The organism is Acetobacter pasteurianus (assembly GCF_009914215.2).
GTDB classification, from domain to species: Bacteria; Pseudomonadota; Alphaproteobacteria; order Acetobacterales; family Acetobacteraceae; genus Acetobacter; species Acetobacter pasteurianus.
In genome coordinates this window covers 2331208-2352995 of record NZ_CP039846.2, presented here as the reverse complement: position 1 = coordinate 2352995, position 21788 = coordinate 2331208, and the positions used below count along the sequence as shown (strand labels likewise).

The following is a 21788-nucleotide window of genomic DNA, read 5'->3' as shown; positions in this document are numbered from 1 at the left end:
CACCTTATTTTGCAGCTTTTGTGGTGGGGACAGCGGCGCCAGCCTTAACAGCACTTTGCGGATTCAGCTTGCTGAGATGTCCGCTTTCCGTGCCGACATGCGGATCAATAACACAGTTGATCATGGCTGGCTTGCCAGATGCCAGAGCAGTTTCCAGAGCCTGTTTCAGATCCGCTGGTTTTTGTGCATCGTACCCGGCGCCACCAAAGGCTTCGATAATCTTTTCATAATGCGCGGAAGCATCCAGCCGGGTCACCCCCGGGTCTGTTCCATTCCCGCGGTTCACATCATCCCCGCGATAAATCCCGCCATTATTGAATACAATAACAACAACAGGCAGTTTGTAACGGCAGATTGTTTCCATTTCCATGCCGCTAAACCCAAAAGCACTATCACCTTCAATAGCTACAATGGGCTTACCTGTGGTAACAGCCGCGCCAATGGCATATCCAAGCCCAACGCCCATTGTGCCCCAACTGCCTGGGTCCAAACGGCGGCGAGGCAGCTTCATGTCAATAACATTCCGCGTCACATCCAGTGTGTTCGCGCCTTCATTGACGAGATAGTAATCGCGCCCTTCCAGAACCCCTTTGATGACATTGAGTGCTGTGAAAAAGTTCATTGGGTCTGTCACTTTTTCCAAGCGTGCAGTCATCTTGGCAACGTTCTGCTCACGCTTGGCATTTAGCTCCGCAAGCCATGCCGGATCTGCTTTCACGCCCTTACTTGCCACAGCGGCATTCAAGGTTTTTACAGATTCTGCAATATCGCCTGGAACGGGTGCAGCAATGGGCTTGTTACTATCAAATTCGCTCGGATTAGCTTCAATCTGAATGAATTTGACAGTTGGAGACCACTGCGGTGCTTTACCATGTGCTAGCATCCAATTTAGGCGCGCCCCTACCAGCAGAACCACATCTGCCTGCGCAAGAGCCAAAGACCGTGCAGAGGCCGCAGATAACGGGTGCCCATCGGGCAGCAAACCTTTTGCCATGGACATGGGCAGGAACGGAATACCGGTCTTTTCGACCAGATCACGAATAGCCGTATCTGCCTGTGCGTAAGCCGCCCCTTTTCCTAAAAGAATCAACGGACGCTTTGCGGCAGCTAACAGACTGACCGCACGTTCAATCGCTTCATCCGTTGGACGCTGAGGAGCTGCTGCATCCACCACCTTGACTAAAGATGCCTGACCAACCTGCGCATCCACAGTTGCACTCAGCACCGCTGCGGGCAGATCAAGATAAACAACGCCGGGGCGACCAGATACGGCTGTGCGGATGGCACGTGCCACTCCGGTTCCTATATCTTCTGGCCGATCAATACGATAAGCCGCTTTTACAAAAGGCTTGGCCGCATTCATCTGATCAAGTTCTTCGTAATCCCCCTGCTGAAGATCAACAATGGCACGATTGCTTGACCCGCTAATCAGAATCATTGGAAAGCCGTTTGTGTTGGCGTTTGCTGCTGCCACAAGGCCATTTAGAAAACCTGGAGCGGATGTTGTTAAGCACACACCCGGCGTTTTTGTAAGATATCCGGTAATGGCTGCCGCATAGCCAGCAGGCTGTTCGTGCCGAAAACTAATAAACCGCATGCCTTCCGCTTGGCTGAGCCGAGCCAGATCTGTAATCGGAATACCGACAACACCAAACATTGTGGAAATGTTGTTGAGCTTAAGAGCTTCAATAACAAGATGGAAACCATCCGTCAGAGTGCTTGGTGCTGTCTGGTCTGTCATAATCTTTTCCTCGTTCCTGCATGAAAGATGCTCAAAACAGAACCATGCAGGAATTTATATCTGGTAGATTTAACACCCTAAGGTGCTGTCACTTTTCACAATGGTCGCATTATGCGCAGGTGATTTTCTTATCACGCAGGCTTTTGATTTCTTCAGCCGTGTAACCCAGTTCAGCCAGCACCTCATCCGTATGCTGCCCTAGCAAGGGAGCTGCTTTGATTTCGGGCGTAAATCCGCTGAATTTAATTGGGTTAATCGTTAAGAAAGAGCCTCGTTTTGGCTGCTGCACTTCAACAATTGTTCCAGATTCACGCAGATCCGGAGCTTCGGCAATTTCCTTCATGGACAACACTGGTGAACAAGGCACACGATACTTGGCCAGATGTGCCACTGCTTCATATTTTGTTTTATCTGCAATAGCTGTTTCAATCGCGGCAAAAATTTCAAACATGTGCGTTTCACGCGCTTTTGCCGTATTGTATTTAGGATCTGTTGCCCATTCCGGCTTACCTATGGCTTCACAAGTTGGGCCCCAATCCTGTTCTTGCACAGTGCAATAAATATAGGCGTTATCGTCGGTTTCCCAGCCCTTACACTTTAGTATCCAGCCAGGCTGACCACCGCCACCAGCATTGCCGCCACGCGGCACTGTGTCTCCAAATTTGCCATTTGGATATTGCGGATATTCTTCCAGATACCCTACGCGTTCTAACCTTTGCTGATCACGCAGTTTAACACGGCATAGGTTCAGCACAGCATCCTGCATGGAAACGCTGATTTTTTGGCCCTTTCCCGTCCGTTCACGCCCGAACAAAGCTGCCAACACACCAATCAGCAAGTGATTACCTGTGTTACTATCACCCAAAGCAGCTGCACTTACCAAAGGTCCATTATTATTGCCTGGAGCCTGACCATCAACAAGTGGCGCACCATTCCAATAACCAGTTGTGGATGTTGCGCCACCTGCACATTGGGCAACATTTTCATATGCGCTCACCCCGGCCCAAGGGGAGTTTTCACCAAATCCTTTAACTGTGCCATAAATCAGACGTGGGTTGAGCTGCTGTAGGTATTCCCACGTAAACCCCATACGCTCCATGGCTCCGGGGCGAAAATTTTCAAGAAGAATATCAGCCCATTTGAGGCATTTTTCAAATACAGCCTTGCCTTCTGGTGTTTTTGTATTCAACTCAACAGAACGCTTGTTGCAGTTCAACATTGTAAAATATAGAGCATCTGCATCCGGAATATCCCGAAGCTGGTTGCGGGTAATATCGCCCACCCCTACACGTTCAATTTTAATGACATCAGCACCATACCACGCCAGTAACTGAGCCGCAGATGGAACCGACTGCACTCCCCCAAAATCAATAACCTTAATGCCATCGAGAGGTTTGGGATTTTCTGATGTCGTGCTCATAATTTTACCTTCCCTCAGCCATACATTAAGCAATGGCTAGTAATTTCAATAATTACCGGACGGATGCCCTTTGTTAACACGTTATAACAAATACCATGAAGAAACATGGTGATCTTTTGATTCATATCAAAAATTTGATAAATTATTTATTATATATAATATTTTTATAATTCTCTTTTAAAAAAGTTATACCATCAAAACACCCAACTGCATTGATTTTGCAAATGTTAAGAAAAATATATTTACCGCGAAAACTTTTGCATTTTCATATTATTTCAAAATAATAACCTATATCAGAAATTCGTAAATTATTACATATTGATATAAATAAAAATTATTATGCGAACAACTCAAAGTAAATCCTCTTATATGATATATATATCTGAGCAGGTATACCTCATGCCATAAATAAGTGATGCCACAATCACCATTGGTGCACCGCGCAATAGCCTTTTCTAGGATAGCAATATATTGAGAAGAACTAGCAGAATTGTAGGGAACTTTTTGCCAAAATAAATGTTATCTTATGGCATCAATTTGCTCATGCAAGGACAGTTTACAATTAATACCATAACAAACATTTCCAGATTAGCATTCTGTGTGGCGAGTATATTTTTAATAATATTGGCCACTTTACTCATTGTGTCTGGGACAATTGGCCTTGTTTCAGCTTTCATAGTCTCTCTTGACGATGGACGAGAAGAAATAGTTCAAGCCATTAGCTATGTTGTTATTGCCGTTGCTGTCTTTGATATTGCAAAATACTTTATTGAAGAAGAAGTCTTACGCCCCAAAGAAAAGCAATCATTAAGCGAAGCTAGAGTCAGTCTCACCAAATTCATGACAACAATTATTATTGCAGTCTTTATTGAAGGATTGGTCGGTGTTTTTGAAAGAAGCGGCAAAGCTCCAGAGGATATTCTTTTTCCTGCTGCGCTATTAATAGTCGCCACATTCATGGTCATTGCTTTAGGCGTTTACCAAAAATTCAGTGTAAGTGCTGAAGGTGAAAAAAAGAAAAAGATATCCCTGAATAATTTTTATAAAATCTTTAGCAACAAAACAAAAGTTCCATATCACTCGATACAAAATTAACTTGCGCTCTAATGCTTTCCCGTTCTGTAGTGATCGATACAGAACTAAGGGGAGCATAACATGGCAGAGTTTTTAGGCAAAAAGGTCTTGGTCATCGGCGGTAGCCGAGGGATTGGAGCTGCAATTGTCAAACGTTTGACCCACGATGGGGCATCCGTAAGCTTCACATGGGCCGGATCGCGCACAAAAGCTGAAGAGCTTGCACGCCAGACCGGAGCAGAAGCCATTCAGGCAGATGCAACCAGTCGTTCAGAAATGCTTTCTGTCGTCCGAAATGCAGGCCCAATCGACATTTTCGTCTTTAATGCTGGAATTTGCATTGCCGGAGACCCGCTAACACTCAACCCTGATGACGTTGACCGCATGATAGATATCAACATTCGTGCCGCCTATCATTGTGCAGTTGAAGCGGCCCGCTCCATGCCAGATGGAGGCCGGATTATCCTGATCGGTTCCACAAACGCCAATCGCGTGCCCTTCAAGGGGCTGGCCGCTTACAGCATGACAAAATCAGCCCTGCAAAGCATGGTGCGTGGTCTGGCGCGGGATTTTGGCGAACGCCATATCACGGTCAACGTCATCCAGCCGGGGCCAACAGATACGGATATGAACCCGGCCAATGGCCCACAAGCCGATCTCATGCACAGCGTCATGGCTATCAAGGAACATGGCTCGGCAGATGATGTTGCAGCCTATGTATCGTTTCTGGCCAGCAACGCAGCACGCGGTATTACGGGGGCCATGCAGACCATTGATGGGGGTTTCAGCGCGTGATTCTGGCCATCCACTTCCGTATCAATTAGTATAAAAAACTTTTACACGAACGGAGACAAGATATGGCCCGAACAGGACGGCCCCGTGAGTTTGACCGGGACAAGGCGCTGGATGCCGCGCTCACGCTGTTCTGGATGCAGGGTTATGAGCCGACATCATTGAACCAGCTCAAGGCCTGCATGGGAAATATTTCGCCTGCCAGTTTCTATGCTGCCTTTGGTTCCAAGGAAGCGCTGTTCCGTGAAGTCGTGCAGCGCTATCTAGAAACCTATGGGCAAGTTACTGCGCCTCTATGGGACGAAACACTCGCGCCACGTGATGCTATTGAACAGACATTGCGACGCTCCGCCCGCATGCAGACAACGCGCTCTCACCCTACGGGGTGCCTAATTGTGCTGGGCGCCAGTAATTGTTCACCAGAAAACCAGTCTGTGCAGACCCTTTTGGCTGCCGAACGCGCACGCACCAGAAAGGGCATGAAAGCTTGTGTAGATCGGGCTGTGGCAAGTGGAGAATTGCCCCCCTCACCCGCTATCGAGACGCTCCCTACTTTGTTCACAACCTTTCTTCACGGCATGGCCTGCGAAGCCAGAGATGGTGACAGGGCCAAGAAACTGGATGCAGCCATTACAACGCTCATGCAAATCTGGGATAGTCTTGTGGTGCGTCCCAAGAGCGTTTCCTCCCGCCAGTAAACGGCCCTGATTTTATCACCAGCCACTCTCTGTGGCTTTATACATATCGGTCGGTCCATAATTTATTGACGATCTACCTCACCCCATTTATGTATCGATTGTTCTTTAAGTATAGCAACCTCATTTCGCCTCTCACAAACCTACCAAAGGGAAACGATTATGAACCAGAAATACGTGGCCCTTGTTACAGGTGCCAATCGTGGGATCGGTTATAGTATTGCAAAACACCTGATTGTAGCAGGCATTGATGTCATCGGCACTTATTACACTAACGAAGCCGAAGCACAGGCCGCTAAAACGGCACTCAGCACCGACACCGCAAAACTGCGCATGCTGAAACTGGATATTTCAGACTACACCACTTTTGCGACATTTACTGCGCAGGTCAGCAATCTTCTGGATGAAGAATTTTCCGGATCTGTGTTAAAATACATCGTGCAAAACGCTGGCAATATCATTCACACTCACTTTGATGCGGCGACACCTGAACTGCTTGATAATCAATATAACATTCATTTCAAGGGGCCTTACCTGTTAACTGTGGCCCTTCTGCCGCTGATCTGCGATGGTGGACGTATTCTCAACATCACTTCGGCAGCCACACGCTTTTACCTGCCCGATCATGGCCCCTACTCCGCCATGAAAGGGGCTACCGAAGTAATCTCACTGTACATGGCAAAGGAACTGGGGGAACGCCGCATTACCGTCAATGCGGTAGCACCCGGCGCCATAGCATCGGATTTTGGCGGTGGATTGGTACGAGACAACTCTGATGTCAACAAAAGTCTGGCAGAGATCACACCTCTGGGACGTGTCGGGCAACCAGATGATATTGGAGCCGCTGTTGCGGCCCTTTTGTCTGACAACATGCACTGGGTGAATGGTCAGCGTATCGAAGTAACTGGCGGTCAGTCACTTTGATACGCCTTAGCAGAGATCAGGAAAATATGATGATAGAGGTTATGGCCAGTAGTGTTCTCAATGCACCCATTGCATCCGTCTGGCCCCTCCTTCGGGATTTCGGATCCATCGGGCAATGGTTGCCGGGGGTGAAAAGTTGCCAGATTGAAGGGGATGATCCGGGCGATCGGGTCGGTGCCATTCGGCGGCTTGAGATGGACGATGTCGGCCTTATTCGTGAGCAGCTTCTGGCTCTATCCGATACGGATCACGCGGTAACATTTTCGATCATTGAATCAGCGCTCCCAATCTGGAACTATCGTTCAACCATCCAGCTCCTGCCGGTTACAGATGGTGAGCGCACCTTCATCCGCTGGAAAGGGCAATTTGAGGCTAATCCAGACGATGCTGCCGCAATGCAAGCACGCATGCCCACACTGATTTACCAACCTGCTTTCGATAAGCTGGCTAGCAGGCTTTCTGGCAAATAATCGCTATTATCCAGACCGTAATTAAGTGGATATTCAGTTAATTAAAAAATCACATTGAGCGCGTTCACCGCAACATTCTGATAGATAATCTGTATTGATGCAACACAATGGAGTATACACAGAATACATAGACAAAAGGACAGATTACAGAATGAAAATTATCAGAATTTCTGCGGCCATAGCTATTATTGCCAGCACGAGCGCCTGTACCTCTACAGGTGATGCCTCTATAAAACATACCACTCTTATGGAAGTTAACCAGAATATTCATGATGGCATAACAACGGCATCCCAAGTGCATCAGATTTACGGTGAACCGGGGCAAAAAGGTTACGAAAACGGCTACGAGTTCTGGGTTTACAGTTTTACAGCAGGCCGGGAAGATGGTCTTTCCATCGCTCAGGATGTTGTGGGGCTAGGCATGCTTGGTGAAAGAACAAACAACAAAAGTAAAACGCTTACTATCGTGTTTAATAATGGCGTTGTGCTGAGCCATAGTTTTTCTACCTCGAATTTTAGCTCCAGCAGCGGCATAAGGCAGTAATAATACGGGCTACAAAAGTGTTTTGATATATGTGGCCCATAAATACGAATTGCCGAATGCAATGAAATGCCCGTATTTTCTTTTAGGCCTCAAAGCTGCATGCTCATTATCAGGAAATCGGGAACTTTCATGAACGCTCCAATATTAAAGCAGCCTCACGTGCAGTTCCCCGCTCATATGTTGCTTGCGGGGTCTTTTTTCTAATGAATAATCAACCGGTTTCTGACACTCAACGCCGTTTGGTTATGCTCTGCGCTGTGCTCGGAATTGTGTTGGGCGGGCTGGATGGCGCCATTGCCAACATTGCCCTTCCTACCATCGCAAAGGATCTTTCATGCAGCGAAACACTTACTGTCTGGATTGTTAACGGGTATCAACTCGCTGTGGCGGTCAGTCTGCTACCGGCTGCTGCATTAGCTGAATCCCTTGGCCTTAAAAAAGTGTACGGTTTTGGGCTGGCACTATTTACTGCGGCATCCCTCGCCTGTGCGCTTTCTGGGTCTATCGGTCTTCTGGTGGGTTCTCGCGTGTTACAAGGCATTGGTGGAGCCTGTATGGCCGCGTTAAGCGGTGCGCTTGTGAGAAGTGTTTACCCCCGAGAGCTTTTACATAAGGCATTCGCAACAATTGCACTTGCGGTTGCTATTTCCGCTGCTACTGGCCCCACACTGGCCGCTGCAGTTTTATCTGTTGCCACTTGGCCTTGGCTGTTTTTAATCAATTTGCCAATCGGCCTTATAGCGGTACCACTTTTTCTACGGGTTGCACCACATAGCCCGCGCCGTTCATTCACATTCGATTGGATGGGCGCTTTGCTGAATGTTGGCGCTCTGGGGCTGGGCGTTCTTGGCGTTGATGCGCTGGGGCAAAAAGAACCCAGATGGGCGGGCATTGAAATCGGAGCAGGTTTTCTGTGTGCCATTATGCTGTATCTGCAGCAGCGCCGCCAAAAGGCCCCTATGCTCCCTCTTGATCTTCTGGCTATTCCGCTATTTTCGCTTTCCATCCTTACATCTGTTTGTGCCTATGCAGCACAAATTCTGGCTTATGTTGCCCTGCCATTTCTGTTTCAAACAATTATGCACCAGTCTGCGGTTACAACTGGCCTGCTTGTTACGCCTTGGCCATTACTTGTTGCCGTGGCAGCCCCTTTTGCCGGGCAACTGGCGGCCCGCCACCCGGCATCTGTTTTAAGCAGTATCGGGCTGACAATTCTGGCTGCTGGATTAACCATGTTGAGCATTATGCCTGCACACCCATCATTTCTGGATGTGGCGTGGCGTATGGGACTATGTGGCATTGGGTTCGGTTTTTATCAAACACCTAATAATCTTACTGTCATGACTTCTGGCCCAACCACCCGCAGCGGCGCTGCCAGTGGCATGTTAGCTGTTGCACGCACAATGGGCTGGGCCTTGGGCTCCGCCTTGGTGGCGCTGGTTTTTGGTTTGTCTGAAGGAAGTTCTGGAGCTGTTCATTGCCTTGAACTGGCAACAGGGTTTGCCCTTACCGGCGCTATTCTTAGTGTTTCACGCCGCGTTATTCGAGATGAGCAGCATCAGCAAAAAAGCAGTCCTTAAATGTCATGCAACGCCACTGCCACAATCCGTGCATAGTGTTCGGGCATGATACATTTTCTTTCTCATATACCATCAGGCCATCCCGCATGAGAATGGTTTGCGGGTGGACGATGCCATGACCGGCCTGTAAGGAAATTGGGAGAATATGTGTCTTTTTTCATATCGTATTTTGGGAGCAATGAATGCCTAGCATAAGCCCATTTGCCGGCAAGCCAGTCGATCCAGCCCATCTTGTCAATATCGATGCCCTGCTTGACGCTTATTATACCCGCAAGCCCGATCCCGCTATTGCAACACAGCGTGTAGCATTTGGCACATCGGGGCATCGTGGGTCTTCCCTAAGCACCAGCTTCAATGAAAACCATATTCTCTCAATCAGTCAGGCGATTGCCGATTACCGCAAAAGCGCAGGTATTACTGGGCCGCTGTTCATCGGTATTGATACCCATGCGCTATCACGCCCTGCACTGAAATCCGCACTGGAAGTCTTCGCGGCCAATGGCGTGGAAGTCCGTATTGATGCGCAGGATGGCTATACGCCCACGCCAGTCATCTCGCACGCAATCCTAACTTATAACCGTAATCGTAGTAGCGATCTGGCTGATGGCGTGGTGATTACACCATCACACAACCCGCCAGAAGATGGCGGCTACAAGTATAATCCTCCCCATGGCGGCCCGGCAGATACCGATATCACCAAGGTGGTGGAAGGTGCTGCCAACGCTTACATGGCCAAAAAGATGGAAGGCGTAAAGCGTGTTAGCCTTGAAGATGCGCTGAAAGCTGCCACCACAAAGCGGCATGACTACATCACTCCGTATGTGGATGATCTGGCATCTGTGGTGGATATGGATGTTATCCGTGAGTCCGGCGTGTCTATCGGTATCGACCCACTGGGCGGAGCTGCTGTAGATTACTGGCAGCCGATTATTGATAAATACGGTATCAACGCCACGATCGTCAGCAAGGAAGTAGATCCGACGTTCCGCTTTATGACTGCCGATTGGGATGGCATCCGTATGGATTGTTCTTCACCCTATGCCATGGCCCGTCTGGTGGGGATGAAGGATAAATTCGACATCGCCTTCGCTAATGATACCGATGCCGACCGTCATGGCATCGTGTCAGGCAAATATGGGCTGATGAACCCCAATCACTATCTAGCCGTTGCGATTGAATATTTGTTTAGCAATCGTGAAAACTGGAATGCCGGTGCAGGCGTGGGCAAAACAGTGGTCAGCAGCAGCATGATCGACCGTGTGGCAGAGGAAATCGGTCGCAAGCTGGTGGAAGTGCCTGTTGGATTCAAATGGTTTGTTGATGGTCTGTTCCACGGCACGCTGGGCTTTGGCGGCGAAGAAAGTGCGGGGGCATCCTTCCTGCGCCGTGATGGCACGGTATGGAGCACAGACAAGGACGGTATCATTCTTGGCCTACTGGCAGCCGAAATCACTGCGCGCACCAAGCGCAACCCCGGCACCGCGTATGAAGATATGACCAAACGCCTTGGTACGCCGTATTACGCGCGTATTGATGCTCCGGCCAATCCAGAACAAAAAGCTATCCTGAAAAACCTGTCACCTGAACAGATTGGTATGACCGAACTGGCGGGTGAACCGATCATCAGCACCTTGACCAATGCGCCCGGCAACGGAGCAGCTATTGGTGGGCTGAAGGTTTCAGCCAAAGATGGCTGGTTTGCCGCCCGCCCCTCCGGCACGGAAAACGTCTATAAAATCTATGCTGAAAGCTTCAAGAGCGAGGCGCATCTGAAGGCTATCCAAACCGAAGCACAAAATGCGATTTCCGCTCTATTTGCTAAAGCGGCCGAAAAGAAAGCTGTTTGATTTTTTGAGTAACCTTCCATGCCCTGCCATTGGGCATGGATTGATACCATTTTTCCAAATTTTTTAGGAAAATATTGGGATTATACCTATTTTGTGCCAGTCATCTGGGAGTTTTTTAGCTTGTCTTAGATGACTGACACAAAATCACATTTGGCGTGACACTGTAGGTTCAGCACACGGTGCACACACTACTCTCACCAGCCAAGTAAAGAATTCTGCCAGAATTATAATCCAGCATGCAAAGGCCGTGCGGGATTGCCAGCCACGGTTACGCCAGAAGCAACATCGCGCGTGACAACGCTGCCTGCCCCGATAATAGCGTTATCCCCAATTGTTATACCGGGCAGGATGATAGCCCCACCGCCAATCCAGACATTTTTACCTATGGTAATGGGGTGGCCAAACTCCAACATTTTTTGGCGCAATTCAGGGTCTCGTGGATGATCAGCAGTCAGAATCTGCACACCGGGGCCGATCTGTGTTTCATCCCCAATCCTGACAGGCACTACATCAAGCACGATGCAATTGAAGTTGAGGAACACATTATTGCCCAAGAAAATATTATAACCATAATCACAATGAAAAGGCGGGCGAATACAGGTGTTCTCTCCAACTTCTCCTAGTCGTTCAGACAAATTTCCATTGCGGTTGTTATACCGAGCAAGCCATTGAGCGCATTGCGCCATATCGTGCTGTAATTCGGGGTCACTAGCGAGATACAGATCACTCGCCAGCATTTTCTGTTTTTCGCTACGATGAGGCATCATGTCAGATCATGTAATGCTTTGCCCAGTGGCGGAGTAAGCCGCCAATCAGAAAAGCAGACTTTAAGGCCTTCTCGCTCCGGCGTGCAACACATTGGGCCAACCAGATAGGACGCCGCCTTGGGAAAAGACGCCAAACGCACAAGCGGCCAGATCTTGCCATCGGCAGATACCTGAAGCCGTAGCACGCCATCGGCTACAGTTGCGCGCATCCAAAAATCTTTGGGGTCGCCCTCATAAGGAGCCGTCGCCCAGTCTGAACGGCCATCTGTAAGAACACTGCTGAGCATGGCGCGCCCATCTGAAAGTTCTATCCCAGCTTTGACCCATTGCTTCTCATCAATACGAACCATGAGACCGGCCTGATCATATAGCTTCTCGTATTCCGCGCGAATACGAAGCTGTGCTGTAAAACGTGACGGCGCATGGAGTCCATAAAAATGCCCGCTATCACGTGTAAATCCGTAAAAGGTCTCTCGCCAGAAATCAGACCCTTTGTCCGTTACCATCTCTAATGCATCGGCAGTGATTGCGCTTTGATGTGGCTTGTTAAGCCACTCCCCATTCTGCCACGGGCTAGAATTGCCGGCATGCGCTTTGCCCCCTAAAGCCATGCCACCAGCCATCGCTCCAGCAGCAATCACCGTGCGCCTTGTCATGCTGGGAGGATAGTTCTTTTCGGTCTTCTCGCTCACTGCTAACATCCTGTGTCATTAAGGTATTTATCTTGTGTGATGATCTGCTTTATCTGGCTTTCAGACAAGTTCGAATTGCCCTAGGTTTTGTGGAGAGCGAAAACCGTGAACTGCGACAAGCCGATGAAATCTCGCGCAAGAAATCAGCGTATTTGATTTAGCTGACAGTGCATTCGGAGAATATACCGATACATTGGGCGATACGTGACGTTATTCAGGATGAACCACAAACGCGGAATTTGCCATTCATCCGGTTCGCCCGCTTGGATCTCCGACCATGCTCGCTCAAGACCGGTGGGTTACCAATAAGACTTAGAAAAATGTAGGCCCTACCGAACAAGGTAGGGCCTTTTGAAAAATGACTATATGTTAGTTTCTCAAGCTGAAACTTTGTCTAGATTAGTCATTTCTTCAGCATGAACCAAATAAGGACCAGCCGCACGCACAGTTATGGAAAGAATGCCCATTTTGCAGTCAAGCATATACTCACCAAGGGGTAACTCTGCATTGCCATTGGTCCATGCGCAATCAGTCCAATCAGTAGCGTACCAGCCTTCGGGCTTTTCAGCCTGAAGATGTGCTGTGATGTCATACTGATTTTTAGCCGATAGCAAATGTATGTTTGTAACAGCCACGCCTAGATAACGGCGATCATCTACAAAAGGCCCAATAACATCTGCCGGACGGCTGGCACGTGAAACGATGCGGACAGATTTTGTACCGGGCGGCAACATGAAGCTGTATTGCTGGCCGTTGTTTCGCATTGGGCGAATAACTGCACCTGTATGTGTGAGCAGATGCAGGCCCGGATCATTTGTCTGTTCTGTAGAGACTGTTGGAATATGACAGCCAACAACCGCGTTTTCCCGAGACTTCAGCTTGTGAAAGAGAGGTTCCACAAAAGAACGATCTACACAAAGCGGTGCACCTGCATCATGTTCCCAAGTCAGAAACTTGCTTGCCAGTGTCGCAACGCTACCTTCCTGGCGGAAGGAACGGCGGTTCCCTGTATCCAAATAACTTTCGGTCAGCATACCATCTACCTGAATAACGAAATGCTGCTCTGTTTCCACATGATAATAATCATAAGAAGTGATGGATTTATCGTAGAAAATCGAAAAACCATTCACCAGCATACGCACAGGTACAAACTTGCCATCAAAGAACAGGCAATGCTCAGAAGTAATCAGCATGTCCTTGTAAGGAACACCTTCCGAAATGGCATCTTTGAGAATACGCACCGGATAACCAGCTTCGTCATCTTGCAGATGAGGGCGAACAACAACGTGTGCCTTACCTGTCCAGGTAACAGTTGTAGGCTGAGCAACGCCCTGCACATAGGCAAGAACCATGTCACCCATACGGATATTTTCGACCGGAACATCGCCTTCCGGTGTCTGAATCATGCTGCCAGCAAGAAAGCATACTTCAGCGGTGGCGCCACCATGACCGTCGTCTACAAGGGCAAAACCGTGATCTAGAACATTAGGGATATTGAGAGTGATTGTATTACCATTGGCCAAGGTAATCACAACCTGATCCTGTGTGAGAGAGTAAGACGCGCCAGCAGCGGAAACACCGGCTAGATCAATACTATCAGAATCACCGGGCCCATTACCGCTCCAGTTATCAATAATAGTGCTAACAGTACCGCCGTTTTCCAGGCCAGAAATAGTCAGGCCGCCATTGCTATCACCCGGAAGACTGATTGTGCCGCCCACATTGTTCCAGATCGTCGCAGATCCTCCATTCTGAAGGATTATATCACCAGAAAGAGTAGCGCCACTGGAAGCCGTTAATGCTCCACCGCTCGAGATGGTTGTGGCGCCGATGACACTTCCTGGTTCTCCAAACAGTGAACCCCCATTATTAATGGTGTTTCCTGTTACTGAACCTCCCTGCTCAACATCTACTATAGCACCATTGCCTATTGTCGTGTTGGTGGCAGTGCCCAGCACACCCATGTATCCTAGGCTTGAGGCAATGGTCCCATTAGCTGAGCCATTGACATTAACAATGAGCATCCCTGTGTTTGAAAGCACAGCACCACTGGCAACACCGCCATCGAAGACCGTTTCCTTTCCACCAGATGTAATAGTATCACCACTAGTAACACCTCCACTTAGAACAGATACCTGCCCCCCGTTTGCAATGTTTGCGCCAGAAAGTGTGCCGGCCACATTTGCGGAACCATTAATGGTCTGCCCCGATACGTTACCTCCGGAATAAATACTTTCAGAAGCACTAGACGCCAGTACGGTACCATCGACGTTACCGCCATCTAAGACATAAAGCTTCTGCTCCACCAATCCGTTACCGGAAAGAAGCCCTTCATTATCTACGACAAAAGATCCTGATATAAGAGATCCACTAACAGCAGTTAAAATGCCGCCTGATTGAACAGCCCCCCCTACCAGAGTTCCTCCGCTAGCAAGATAGACTTGCCCTCCACTATAAATACTGTGATTTTGATAATCTGAAGTTTGTTCTGTTAGGACAGCACCGCTTTCAACAACTATTTCGCCAGTACCCGAAACAGTTTGAAGGTATCCTGAAGCTCCAGCACTTAGCACTTCTTGATATGTGCCCACTGTCGTTTCTTGAACTAACCCACCAGACAAAACATGAATACTTCCCCCACTACTACCTATTGTGGCAGAAGATAAAATACCCCCCGAAAGTACAGTGATATTCGTATTTTGCGAATACGTTTTGGAAACAACCGTTCCCGAAATCACATCAGTAGCCATTTGTTTTCCCCTTATTGGAAACACAAAATTGATTTTTCAATCACCAATTCTGCGGTGATCAGTCTTGCGCACTCAAACTACCGGATTGGTGTTTTTGTGCTTTGGCCACCACAGAAACCGTGGTGATCGAAATGCCCTTCGGGATCGTTCCAGCATAAAGTTGTAGGCATGCGGGTTGACGGCGCGGCCAGGCGTTTCGAATTCTTTTGTTGGATGTGTGAACTTTAAAACCATGCTAACGATGCACCCGACCCCCAAGCCATCTGCGCTATTAATAAGTCTATCCTTGTAGAGGATTGCTATTCCATCATTGGTAATCGTACACACACCAAGCTGAAGGCTATTATTTCTGGCAGTTAATTCGTAATAAAAATTTTCAATTAATTCGTAAATATTATAAAAAATTGGATTTAATTTATGATGGCATTCAGATTTATTAAGAAATTTACAAGAAACAAAATTCATTTAACTTACCAATTCGATATATAGTAAAGTAAAAAAAGTATGTAAACTCCTAAGTTATTTATATATCATCTTGATTAAGATAAAAAAAACGAAAAAAAGTTGATGAATTAAAACTGTTTGGATTTTTCAAATTTTTCTGTTTAGTTGATTATGTGAGCAATGATGAAATTTAACCTAGAGAGTCTGAAAATCTAATTCTGACTTTCCTACCAATAGGAATTTGCAATGAGTTAACCCCTTACCAGAAAGCAAGAGGAAAGCTGTTAGAGCTATCTACTAAATATATATCTAGGAATGAGATCATAATGATGCATTATTCTGTAATAATATGAAAATATGCACTTATTTCTTGCATGAAAATATATAATCTCGTGGATATATTTAAAATGGAAAATATTCGTAAGAATTTAAAATTAAGACACTTTAGGCTTATTGAAGTTTTAGCAGAAACCAAAAACATTCGTCGTACAGCTGATCGATTAAATATCACACCAGGAGCTGTCTCAAAATCATGTTTGGAAATTGAAAATATTCTTAAAACAAAACTTTTTATCAGAAAATATGGAAGTTTGGTTCCAAATAAAATTTGTGAACGTTTTATCATTGCAGGCAGAAGAATAAATGCTGAACTCAAACACTTGATGACAGATCTTGGCACACATGAAGAAGGCTTTTACGGCAGAGTCAAAATTGGTTTTCAAACACCTATGTTGCAAGATTTTATTATAAGAGGTGTTTCAGAAATAAAAAAAATGCACCCAAACTTGAATTTGACACTCAATTACGCAGCGCGACCTGAGCTTCTGGCTGGTCTGGAAGCAAACTTTTATGATTTTATTTTCGTAAACCTTACTAATATTAAAGCATATTCAAGATTCAAGACACTATCTCTCGGAACAGAACAATATATTGTAGCCACAATGAAAAAAATTTTTTCTATTCCAGATGTATTAGAAAAATGGCATGAATTTTCTTCATTTATATGGGTTTTACCTGTTGCCGGACTAGCTATGAGAGATCGCTTTGAATCTGCATTAGCAGCTAGAGGGTTAGCACTTCCATCACGCCTTATTGAGATGAATTCTCCAATAGGTGGAGAGCAAATAATTGCCCTTACTGATGCATATACCTTGCTACCTCTTACAATGATAAGAAATTTAGGATGGCCAATTGATAGCTCAGACGTTTCTTTACGCTTCTTACCTGAGATGCAGCTTGAAAATGGCATTGTGTGGTTAAATGACACGGAACTTAGCGCTGCAGCAAAATATGTAAGGCAATTAATTGTGAATAAAATAAACAAAAATATTGAATTATAATATGTGATTTTTACAATATTTTTCTAAAACCCCACCTTATCCAAAGAGCTCAAAATATGCTTTGGAGCGTTGCCATAAAGTTTCGTGGCTCTCCGTAATAATTATAATAATAAACGTTACCAAGACGCTGATAGTAGCGCGTATTCGAGATATTGTTGACGTTAACAGCAACATTCAACTTAGGATTAAACTGATACCCGACCTGAGCATTTGCCACAACATAAGCTCCCTGCCGGACAGTTCGTGTCGTGCCAAACGTACTGCTTTGTGCTGTCAGACCACCGCCTACACTCCATACTTTCTTTGTCTGCTCCGCATGAGCAAAACGGTAATGGCTCCAGAGCTTGAAAAGGTGCTTGGGCGAATTGGGAGCGTAGGCCAGCCCTTCCAGAGCAGCATTACTGTCTTTCAGAATAACATTGTCGTTGTAAGTATAGCTGACATTAATATCCCAGCCAGGCAGGATGCGCCCGATCATTTCAACTTCCGCTCCCTGACTCCGCACCTTGCCTGCCGCACGGTAACAGTCACTGGTTCCGTTCCGCCCACACGTGGGGGCCAGATCACTGTCAACCATGGCCTTGTTTCGTTCAATGACCCGATAACCGGCCAGTGTTACGTTCAGATTATGATGGAAGAAGTCACCTTTCAGGCCGCCTTCTATTTGCTGCCCCAAATCCGGCTTCAAGCGCCCGGTCGGTGTGTAACCTGACTGCGGCGTGAAGGTATCCGTAAAACTAACATAAGCGGAAATATTAGATACGATATTCCATACCAACCCCAGATAGGGTGTCGGGACTGCGTTATTCTTCAGGCTAATAACATATGGCGTATTTGTGGAAATATTCTTGTATTTATATTCATAAAAGCTGATCCGTCCCCCCATAAGCAGATGTAGGGACTTCAACAGTTCAATCCGCAAGGACCCATAAACACCTTCCTGCCGTGTCGGTTCACGATACATCGTGGTGATATCAGGCTGAATCGTGCTTGAAATAACTGGCGAAAAGATATCCAGCCCCGCCAATCCCGTATTCACACGTGAGTTCTGTGACGCGCCTCCGTCTGTCATCACATCGGAATCATAATTCCCACCAATCACCAGATCATGCTTCCGACCAAAGGCGTGGATTGGACCTGTAAAATACAGATCGACACCGTCATACTGATCGTGAATAAGCGAATTCGCGACTACAAAATTTGCAGTTTTCTGCGCTGTAACCGCACTATTGAGATAGGTATAGTGCATGCTTGTGTCCGTGACACGATGGCGGCCTGTCAGACGTGCACGCCATCCTCCTCCAAAACGATGCTCCAGCTCTCCTCCCAGTTCATACATGGGCGAACTCGTACGTCCCCAGTCAGCCCCAACGAAACTGTTGCGGCTCAGGTGCAGATCACTGCCATCGGCGGCACGAGGAAGCCCCATGAAGCGTGTTGTGTTGTTCTTCTGTCCTGCCGCGCTCATCGAGAGCGTCGTATGATCGGTTATATGCACGTCAATATCGGCATAAGCTGTCCAGCGGCGATCGTGTGCTTGCTGATAGAAAAAATCCCGGTCCGTCCCTGCGACGACAAAGCGGCCCGTCACACGCTTTGAATGTGTCAACGGTCCGGTTATGTCCGCGTCAGCATGAAAATTATCCCATGATCCACCGCTAAATGACCCCTGAGCCTTGAAATGATCCAAAGGCCGTTTGCGAACGAAGTTCACACTTCCTCCAGGCGGCGCAGACCCTTGAAACGTGCCATTAGGCCCGCGCAGCACCTCAAGACGATCATAAATGGCAAGATCGAACTGCTGAGCCATTTGCAGCCCACCCGTAGACGGCACACCATCAAATTGAGGCGTCAGGTTATAACCTCTGGCCGTCATGCCTGCCGTGCCGTCTCCGTAAAAATTGACATTCACCCCCGGAACCTGCTTGAGCGCGTCATCAACAGTATTGAGGTTCTGATCGCGCATCTGCTGACGGCTGAGCACAGAAACAGACTGCGGGATTTCATTCAGACGCATGAGCATTTTGCCCATAGAAACCGCTTTGACGACATAACTCCCGGTGCCATCCGTCGTTGCGTTTTTCTTTCCTTCACCCCACACAACGAGACTTTCCACGCTACTGGGTATTTCGTTTTCAGACGATACTTTCTGATCCTGATGATGGATTTTGTCGTCACCTGCGTGTTTATGACGGTCCTTGGACTGATGATGCTGGGCAGTTTTCGTGTCATCCGTCTCAGCTGCAAGAACAGTGCTGACTGGAACCCCTGCCCCTACAGTCCATAGAAGGACACTACAACGGTACAACGCCTGTATTGCTCCGCCAGATTTCGCCTGCACCCGTTCGGTCATCATCGCATTTGCAAACCCATATTCGTTAATGAGAATCATTCTCATATCACGGAAGCGTGATATCGGGAAGAGTTATTAACTTCCTGCATGAAACGCGGCGACGTTCCCAAGCAATCTATGCGCTCTAATGAAAGTGTCACGGCTGCTTTCTGGCCGGAAGCGAACGCGGTGGCGGGCTGGTCGGGTATGAATGTTTTCGCGGCCGGACACTTCAGGCGGATTAACGAAACAATGACTGACTTCAATCAGCAGCCAAATACTCGTCAGATATTCCTCTTCACTTCAATATTATTGAGGCTCTAGCAAGGTCTAAAACGATATTGATGCCTTCAAATATTCAAGGAGATTTTCTGAAAAAAATAGGAAACCGGTCGCTCGATATGAACTGTGCCAATGGAGCAAGAAATGAGGGCCTCCAGCTCAGAATCAATGCCACAATGCAAGAAGTTAACGATAACAAACCAGCCCAGAGCAAAATTCCAAACCCTCCACCTTCACTCAGGACGGCTAGAACAAGAGCCAGAATTACAAGTAATCCCGCCACCACCCTCGTCCAGATCGTCTGTTGAGATGCCAGATCAGTCAGACCGATAGCGCGACGATGTGGAAACTGCGTCAGCGCCAGAAGCGCAAAAGCGAAAAACAGCAGCAATCCCAGCGCCGGATAAAGCAGGAAAACAGTCCTCATGCCCTACGCTCCCCTGCTGAGCGCATAGCCACCACTCCATTACGCGCGCGACGGAACAGAAAAACTGCCGTTAGTAGCCCCAAAGCCCCACCAGCGAGCAGTACGATGTCCATTCCAGCCACCGGCCAGAGATATCGATGGGTTAATGTTCTTAACGGATGATCTCCCGTTGTTATCCAGTTCAGTATCACCGCCGTGAACGCAAGAAGTGCAATTGCAACGCTCTGTCCGAACCACACTTGCCGGGGCCGCACCCAACCATGCAGGAAAGTTGCGAGCCAGACGAAGTAAAAAACTTGAACCTCCAGCGCGCTTCTCTCCAGACCGAGAAGGTGCGCGTCAGATGGTAACAGACGATTGGCTATGAAGAACCCCAAAGTTGCAAGGATGATCCCGGTTATGGAGCCTGACGCTATTGCCTCTACCAGACGGAAGCCGATCTGCTTTTCCTGCTTCTTTCGACGTGATTCCATCCAGAACAGGAAACCGGTCGCAATCAACACGCAACTTCCTAACCCAAGTAGGAAATAAATCCATCGCAATACCCAGTGATGAAACTCAATGAGATGCAAACCATTCAGAAAACGCTGCGAACGCATGATTGGGGTCAGATGTGAAGATCGAGAAAGAAATTCACCTGTGGAACCGTTAAACGCTATGACGTCTCGATCAATGACGACCTGTTTTTCATTCCCCCGAAAAAATGCAATCCTGCTGGTCGTCATACCGGGATTGGCCACCAGAACTAGATGAGGTGTTTCTCCGCCCCATAACAAGCGTGCCCGCGTGGCTGTCTCATCCAGAGAAATAACTGGTGCCCCGGGTTTGCCGTGTTTTACGGAGAGGAACGACAGACCATTAGACTCAAAAAAATAAACGCGCGTATTCGGGTAAATCGAGTTTACACCGGCTGGAAAATAGGTTGCTCCCAAAATGACCAACCCAGAAAACGTTAGAAAGATGTGGAAGGGTAAACCGAGCACCCCGGAAAGATTATGGAGATCCAGCAACATCCGTCGAGGCTTTGCGCGTGGCCTGAAAGTGAAAAATTCCGCGAATATCTTGCGATGAATAATAACGCCTGTAACACACAGGGCGAGCATGGCCATGGAAGCCAACCCCACGATCCATTCACCAAGATTCATCAGTTCAATATTGAGAGTGTAATGAAATGGGAAAATAAACCCGGTTGCTCCCAATGTTCCGGAATCAGGCAACGCACGCCCCGTCACCGGATCGATATCACGACTGATCATTTTTTTTCTGGTGCCGTAGCGCGTGTGAAACACGGCGTCGCGATCACTGGGAAGCGTCACGTTCCAGAACGAGGCTTTAGCTGCGATCGCTTCATCAAGCGATGAACGAAAACTCTCAAGCGGCAATATATTATGGGCAGGGGCTATACGCGTAGCCGGTTTCATCCATTGATCGATCTCACTGTCGAAAACCGAAAGCGTTCCCATCCAGAAGATTGCGAAAAGAATGCTGCCCAGCACCACCCCTGCCCAGGTATGAAGCCAGCCCATGGAGCGACGGAAATCCTGCTTCACTGCTTATCCTCCATGGCCAATGAAGGAAGCGAGCCCGTAATTGCAGACAATGAGCAGAGAAAACACAGTAATGGGCCGCCACAATGTGGATACCGCAAAAACCCAGAGAACCAGGCA

General features: G+C 47.7%; 17 protein-coding genes. 9 read left to right on the top strand and 8 right to left on the bottom strand.

Annotation, left to right across the window (positions count from 1 at the left end):
• Positions 1 to 4: 4 nt before the first annotated feature.
• Together oxc and frc are read right to left on the bottom strand one after the other, a co-directional pair.
• A complete protein-coding gene (gene oxc, locus FCN51_RS24465; protein ID WP_160257093.1) occupies positions 5 to 1741 on the bottom strand; it encodes an oxalyl-CoA decarboxylase in 1737 nt (578 codons plus the stop codon).
• 109 nt (positions 1742 to 1850) lie between these two features.
• The gene (gene frc, locus FCN51_RS24460) at positions 1851 to 3161 is read right to left on the bottom strand and encodes a formyl-CoA transferase (RefSeq protein WP_003626715.1); all 1311 of its coding nucleotides are present in this window, start codon (positions 3159 to 3161) and stop codon (positions 1851 to 1853) included.
• A gap of 543 nt (positions 3162 to 3704) precedes the next feature.
• Between frc and FCN51_RS24455 the strand changes: the two genes are divergently transcribed.
• The 8 genes from FCN51_RS24455 to pgm all read left to right on the top strand — a co-directional run bounded on the left by FCN51_RS24455 (position 3705) and on the right by pgm (position 11087).
• Entirely contained in the window at positions 3705 to 4256 is a 552-nt protein-coding gene (locus FCN51_RS24455) for a hypothetical protein (RefSeq protein WP_374727185.1), read from the top strand.
• A 60-nt stretch (positions 4257 to 4316) separates the two neighbouring features.
• The gene (gene bdcA / locus FCN51_RS24450; protein WP_160257092.1) at positions 4317 to 5030 is read left to right on the top strand and encodes an SDR family oxidoreductase; all 714 of its coding nucleotides are present in this window, start codon (positions 4317 to 4319) and stop codon (positions 5028 to 5030) included.
• A 62-nt stretch (positions 5031 to 5092) separates the two neighbouring features.
• Positions 5093 to 5725 carry a TetR/AcrR family transcriptional regulator gene (locus FCN51_RS24445; protein ID WP_124306173.1) on the top strand — a complete coding sequence of 211 codons (633 nt, stop codon included), beginning with the start codon at positions 5093 to 5095 and terminating at the stop codon, positions 5723 to 5725.
• A 159-nt stretch (positions 5726 to 5884) separates the two neighbouring features.
• Positions 5885 to 6646, top strand: a complete 762-nt coding sequence (locus FCN51_RS24440) for an SDR family NAD(P)-dependent oxidoreductase (protein WP_160257091.1) — start codon at positions 5885 to 5887, stop codon at positions 6644 to 6646.
• Positions 6647 to 6675: 29 nt separating this feature from the next.
• Positions 6676 to 7116 (top strand): SRPBCC family protein, encoded by a 441-nt coding sequence (locus FCN51_RS24435; protein WP_160257190.1) that lies wholly within the window; start codon positions 6676 to 6678, stop codon positions 7114 to 7116.
• Positions 7117 to 7213: 97 nt separating this feature from the next.
• Positions 7214 to 7660, top strand: a complete 447-nt coding sequence (locus tag FCN51_RS24430) for a hypothetical protein (RefSeq protein WP_201762577.1) — start codon at positions 7214 to 7216, stop codon at positions 7658 to 7660.
• Between the two features lie 203 nt (positions 7661 to 7863).
• Positions 7864 to 9240 (top strand): MFS transporter, encoded by a 1377-nt coding sequence (locus FCN51_RS24425; RefSeq protein WP_160257089.1) that lies wholly within the window; start codon positions 7864 to 7866, stop codon positions 9238 to 9240.
• A 182-nt stretch (positions 9241 to 9422) separates the two neighbouring features.
• Complete coding sequence (gene pgm / locus FCN51_RS24420; protein ID WP_160257088.1) at positions 9423 to 11087, top strand: phosphoglucomutase (alpha-D-glucose-1,6-bisphosphate-dependent); 1665 nt, start codon at positions 9423 to 9425, stop codon at positions 11085 to 11087.
• Between the two features lie 224 nt (positions 11088 to 11311).
• Here the strand turns inward: pgm and FCN51_RS24415 are convergent, their stop codons facing one another.
• From FCN51_RS24415 to FCN51_RS24405, 3 genes are all read right to left on the bottom strand, one after another.
• Positions 11312 to 11854, bottom strand: a complete 543-nt coding sequence (locus tag FCN51_RS24415; protein ID WP_160257087.1) for a sugar O-acetyltransferase — start codon at positions 11852 to 11854, stop codon at positions 11312 to 11314.
• The gene (locus FCN51_RS24410; RefSeq protein ID WP_160257086.1) at positions 11851 to 12555 is read right to left on the bottom strand and encodes a DUF1349 domain-containing protein; all 705 of its coding nucleotides are present in this window, start codon (positions 12553 to 12555) and stop codon (positions 11851 to 11853) included. The genes FCN51_RS24415 and FCN51_RS24410 overlap by 4 nt, the downstream gene beginning before the upstream one ends.
• Positions 12556 to 12923: 368 nt before the next feature.
• Complete coding sequence (locus FCN51_RS24405; protein WP_310256366.1) at positions 12924 to 15296, bottom strand: Hint domain-containing protein; 2373 nt, start codon at positions 15294 to 15296, stop codon at positions 12924 to 12926.
• Positions 15297 to 16147: 851 nt separating this feature from the next.
• Between FCN51_RS24405 and FCN51_RS24400 the strand changes: the two genes are divergently transcribed.
• Positions 16148 to 17080 carry a LysR family transcriptional regulator gene (locus tag FCN51_RS24400; RefSeq protein WP_236661288.1) on the top strand — a complete coding sequence of 311 codons (933 nt, stop codon included), beginning with the start codon at positions 16148 to 16150 and terminating at the stop codon, positions 17078 to 17080.
• 49 nt (positions 17081 to 17129) lie between these two features.
• Here the strand turns inward: FCN51_RS24400 and FCN51_RS24395 are convergent, their stop codons facing one another.
• From FCN51_RS24395 to FCN51_RS24385, 3 genes are all read right to left on the bottom strand, one after another.
• Positions 17130 to 19472, bottom strand: a complete 2343-nt coding sequence (locus FCN51_RS24395; RefSeq protein WP_160257084.1) for a TonB-dependent siderophore receptor — start codon at positions 19470 to 19472, stop codon at positions 17130 to 17132.
• Between the two features lie 298 nt (positions 19473 to 19770).
• The gene (locus FCN51_RS24390; protein WP_160257083.1) at positions 19771 to 20121 is read right to left on the bottom strand and encodes a DUF3325 family protein; all 351 of its coding nucleotides are present in this window, start codon (positions 20119 to 20121) and stop codon (positions 19771 to 19773) included.
• On the bottom strand, positions 20118 to 21671 hold the full coding sequence (locus FCN51_RS24385) for a PepSY-associated TM helix domain-containing protein (protein ID WP_160257082.1): 1554 nt from the start codon (positions 21669 to 21671) through the stop codon (positions 20118 to 20120). The genes FCN51_RS24390 and FCN51_RS24385 overlap by 4 nt, the downstream gene beginning before the upstream one ends.
• Positions 21672 to 21788 lie beyond the last annotated feature (117 nt).

What these genes read in the sequence shown, in the direction of transcription:
- oxc (WP_160257093.1), bottom strand. Translation starts at nt 1,741, where the DNA reads ATGACAGACCAGACAGCACCAAGCACTCTGACGGATGGTTTCCATCTT.
- frc (WP_003626715.1), bottom strand. Translation starts at nt 3,161, where the DNA reads ATGAGCACGACATCAGAAAATCCCAAACCTCTCGATGGCATTAAGGTT.
- FCN51_RS24455 (WP_374727185.1), top strand. Translation starts at nt 3,705, where the DNA reads ATGCAAGGACAGTTTACAATTAATACCATAACAAACATTTCCAGATTA.
- bdcA (WP_160257092.1), top strand. Translation starts at nt 4,317, where the DNA reads ATGGCAGAGTTTTTAGGCAAAAAGGTCTTGGTCATCGGCGGTAGCCGA.
- FCN51_RS24445 (WP_124306173.1), top strand. Translation starts at nt 5,093, where the DNA reads ATGGCCCGAACAGGACGGCCCCGTGAGTTTGACCGGGACAAGGCGCTG.
- FCN51_RS24440 (WP_160257091.1), top strand. Translation starts at nt 5,885, where the DNA reads ATGAACCAGAAATACGTGGCCCTTGTTACAGGTGCCAATCGTGGGATC.
- FCN51_RS24435 (WP_160257190.1), top strand. Translation starts at nt 6,676, where the DNA reads ATGATAGAGGTTATGGCCAGTAGTGTTCTCAATGCACCCATTGCATCC.
- FCN51_RS24430 (WP_201762577.1), top strand. Translation starts at nt 7,214, where the DNA reads ATGCAACACAATGGAGTATACACAGAATACATAGACAAAAGGACAGAT.
- FCN51_RS24425 (WP_160257089.1), top strand. Translation starts at nt 7,864, where the DNA reads ATGAATAATCAACCGGTTTCTGACACTCAACGCCGTTTGGTTATGCTC.
- pgm (WP_160257088.1), top strand. Translation starts at nt 9,423, where the DNA reads ATGCCTAGCATAAGCCCATTTGCCGGCAAGCCAGTCGATCCAGCCCAT.
- FCN51_RS24415 (WP_160257087.1), bottom strand. Translation starts at nt 11,854, where the DNA reads ATGATGCCTCATCGTAGCGAAAAACAGAAAATGCTGGCGAGTGATCTG.
- FCN51_RS24410 (WP_160257086.1), bottom strand. Translation starts at nt 12,555, where the DNA reads ATGTTAGCAGTGAGCGAGAAGACCGAAAAGAACTATCCTCCCAGCATG.
- FCN51_RS24405 (WP_310256366.1), bottom strand. Translation starts at nt 15,296, where the DNA reads ATGGCTACTGATGTGATTTCGGGAACGGTTGTTTCCAAAACGTATTCG.
- FCN51_RS24400 (WP_236661288.1), top strand. Translation starts at nt 16,148, where the DNA reads ATGGAAAATATTCGTAAGAATTTAAAATTAAGACACTTTAGGCTTATT.
- FCN51_RS24395 (WP_160257084.1), bottom strand. Translation starts at nt 19,472, where the DNA reads ATGATTCTCATTAACGAATATGGGTTTGCAAATGCGATGATGACCGAA.
- FCN51_RS24390 (WP_160257083.1), bottom strand. Translation starts at nt 20,121, where the DNA reads ATGAGGACTGTTTTCCTGCTTTATCCGGCGCTGGGATTGCTGCTGTTT.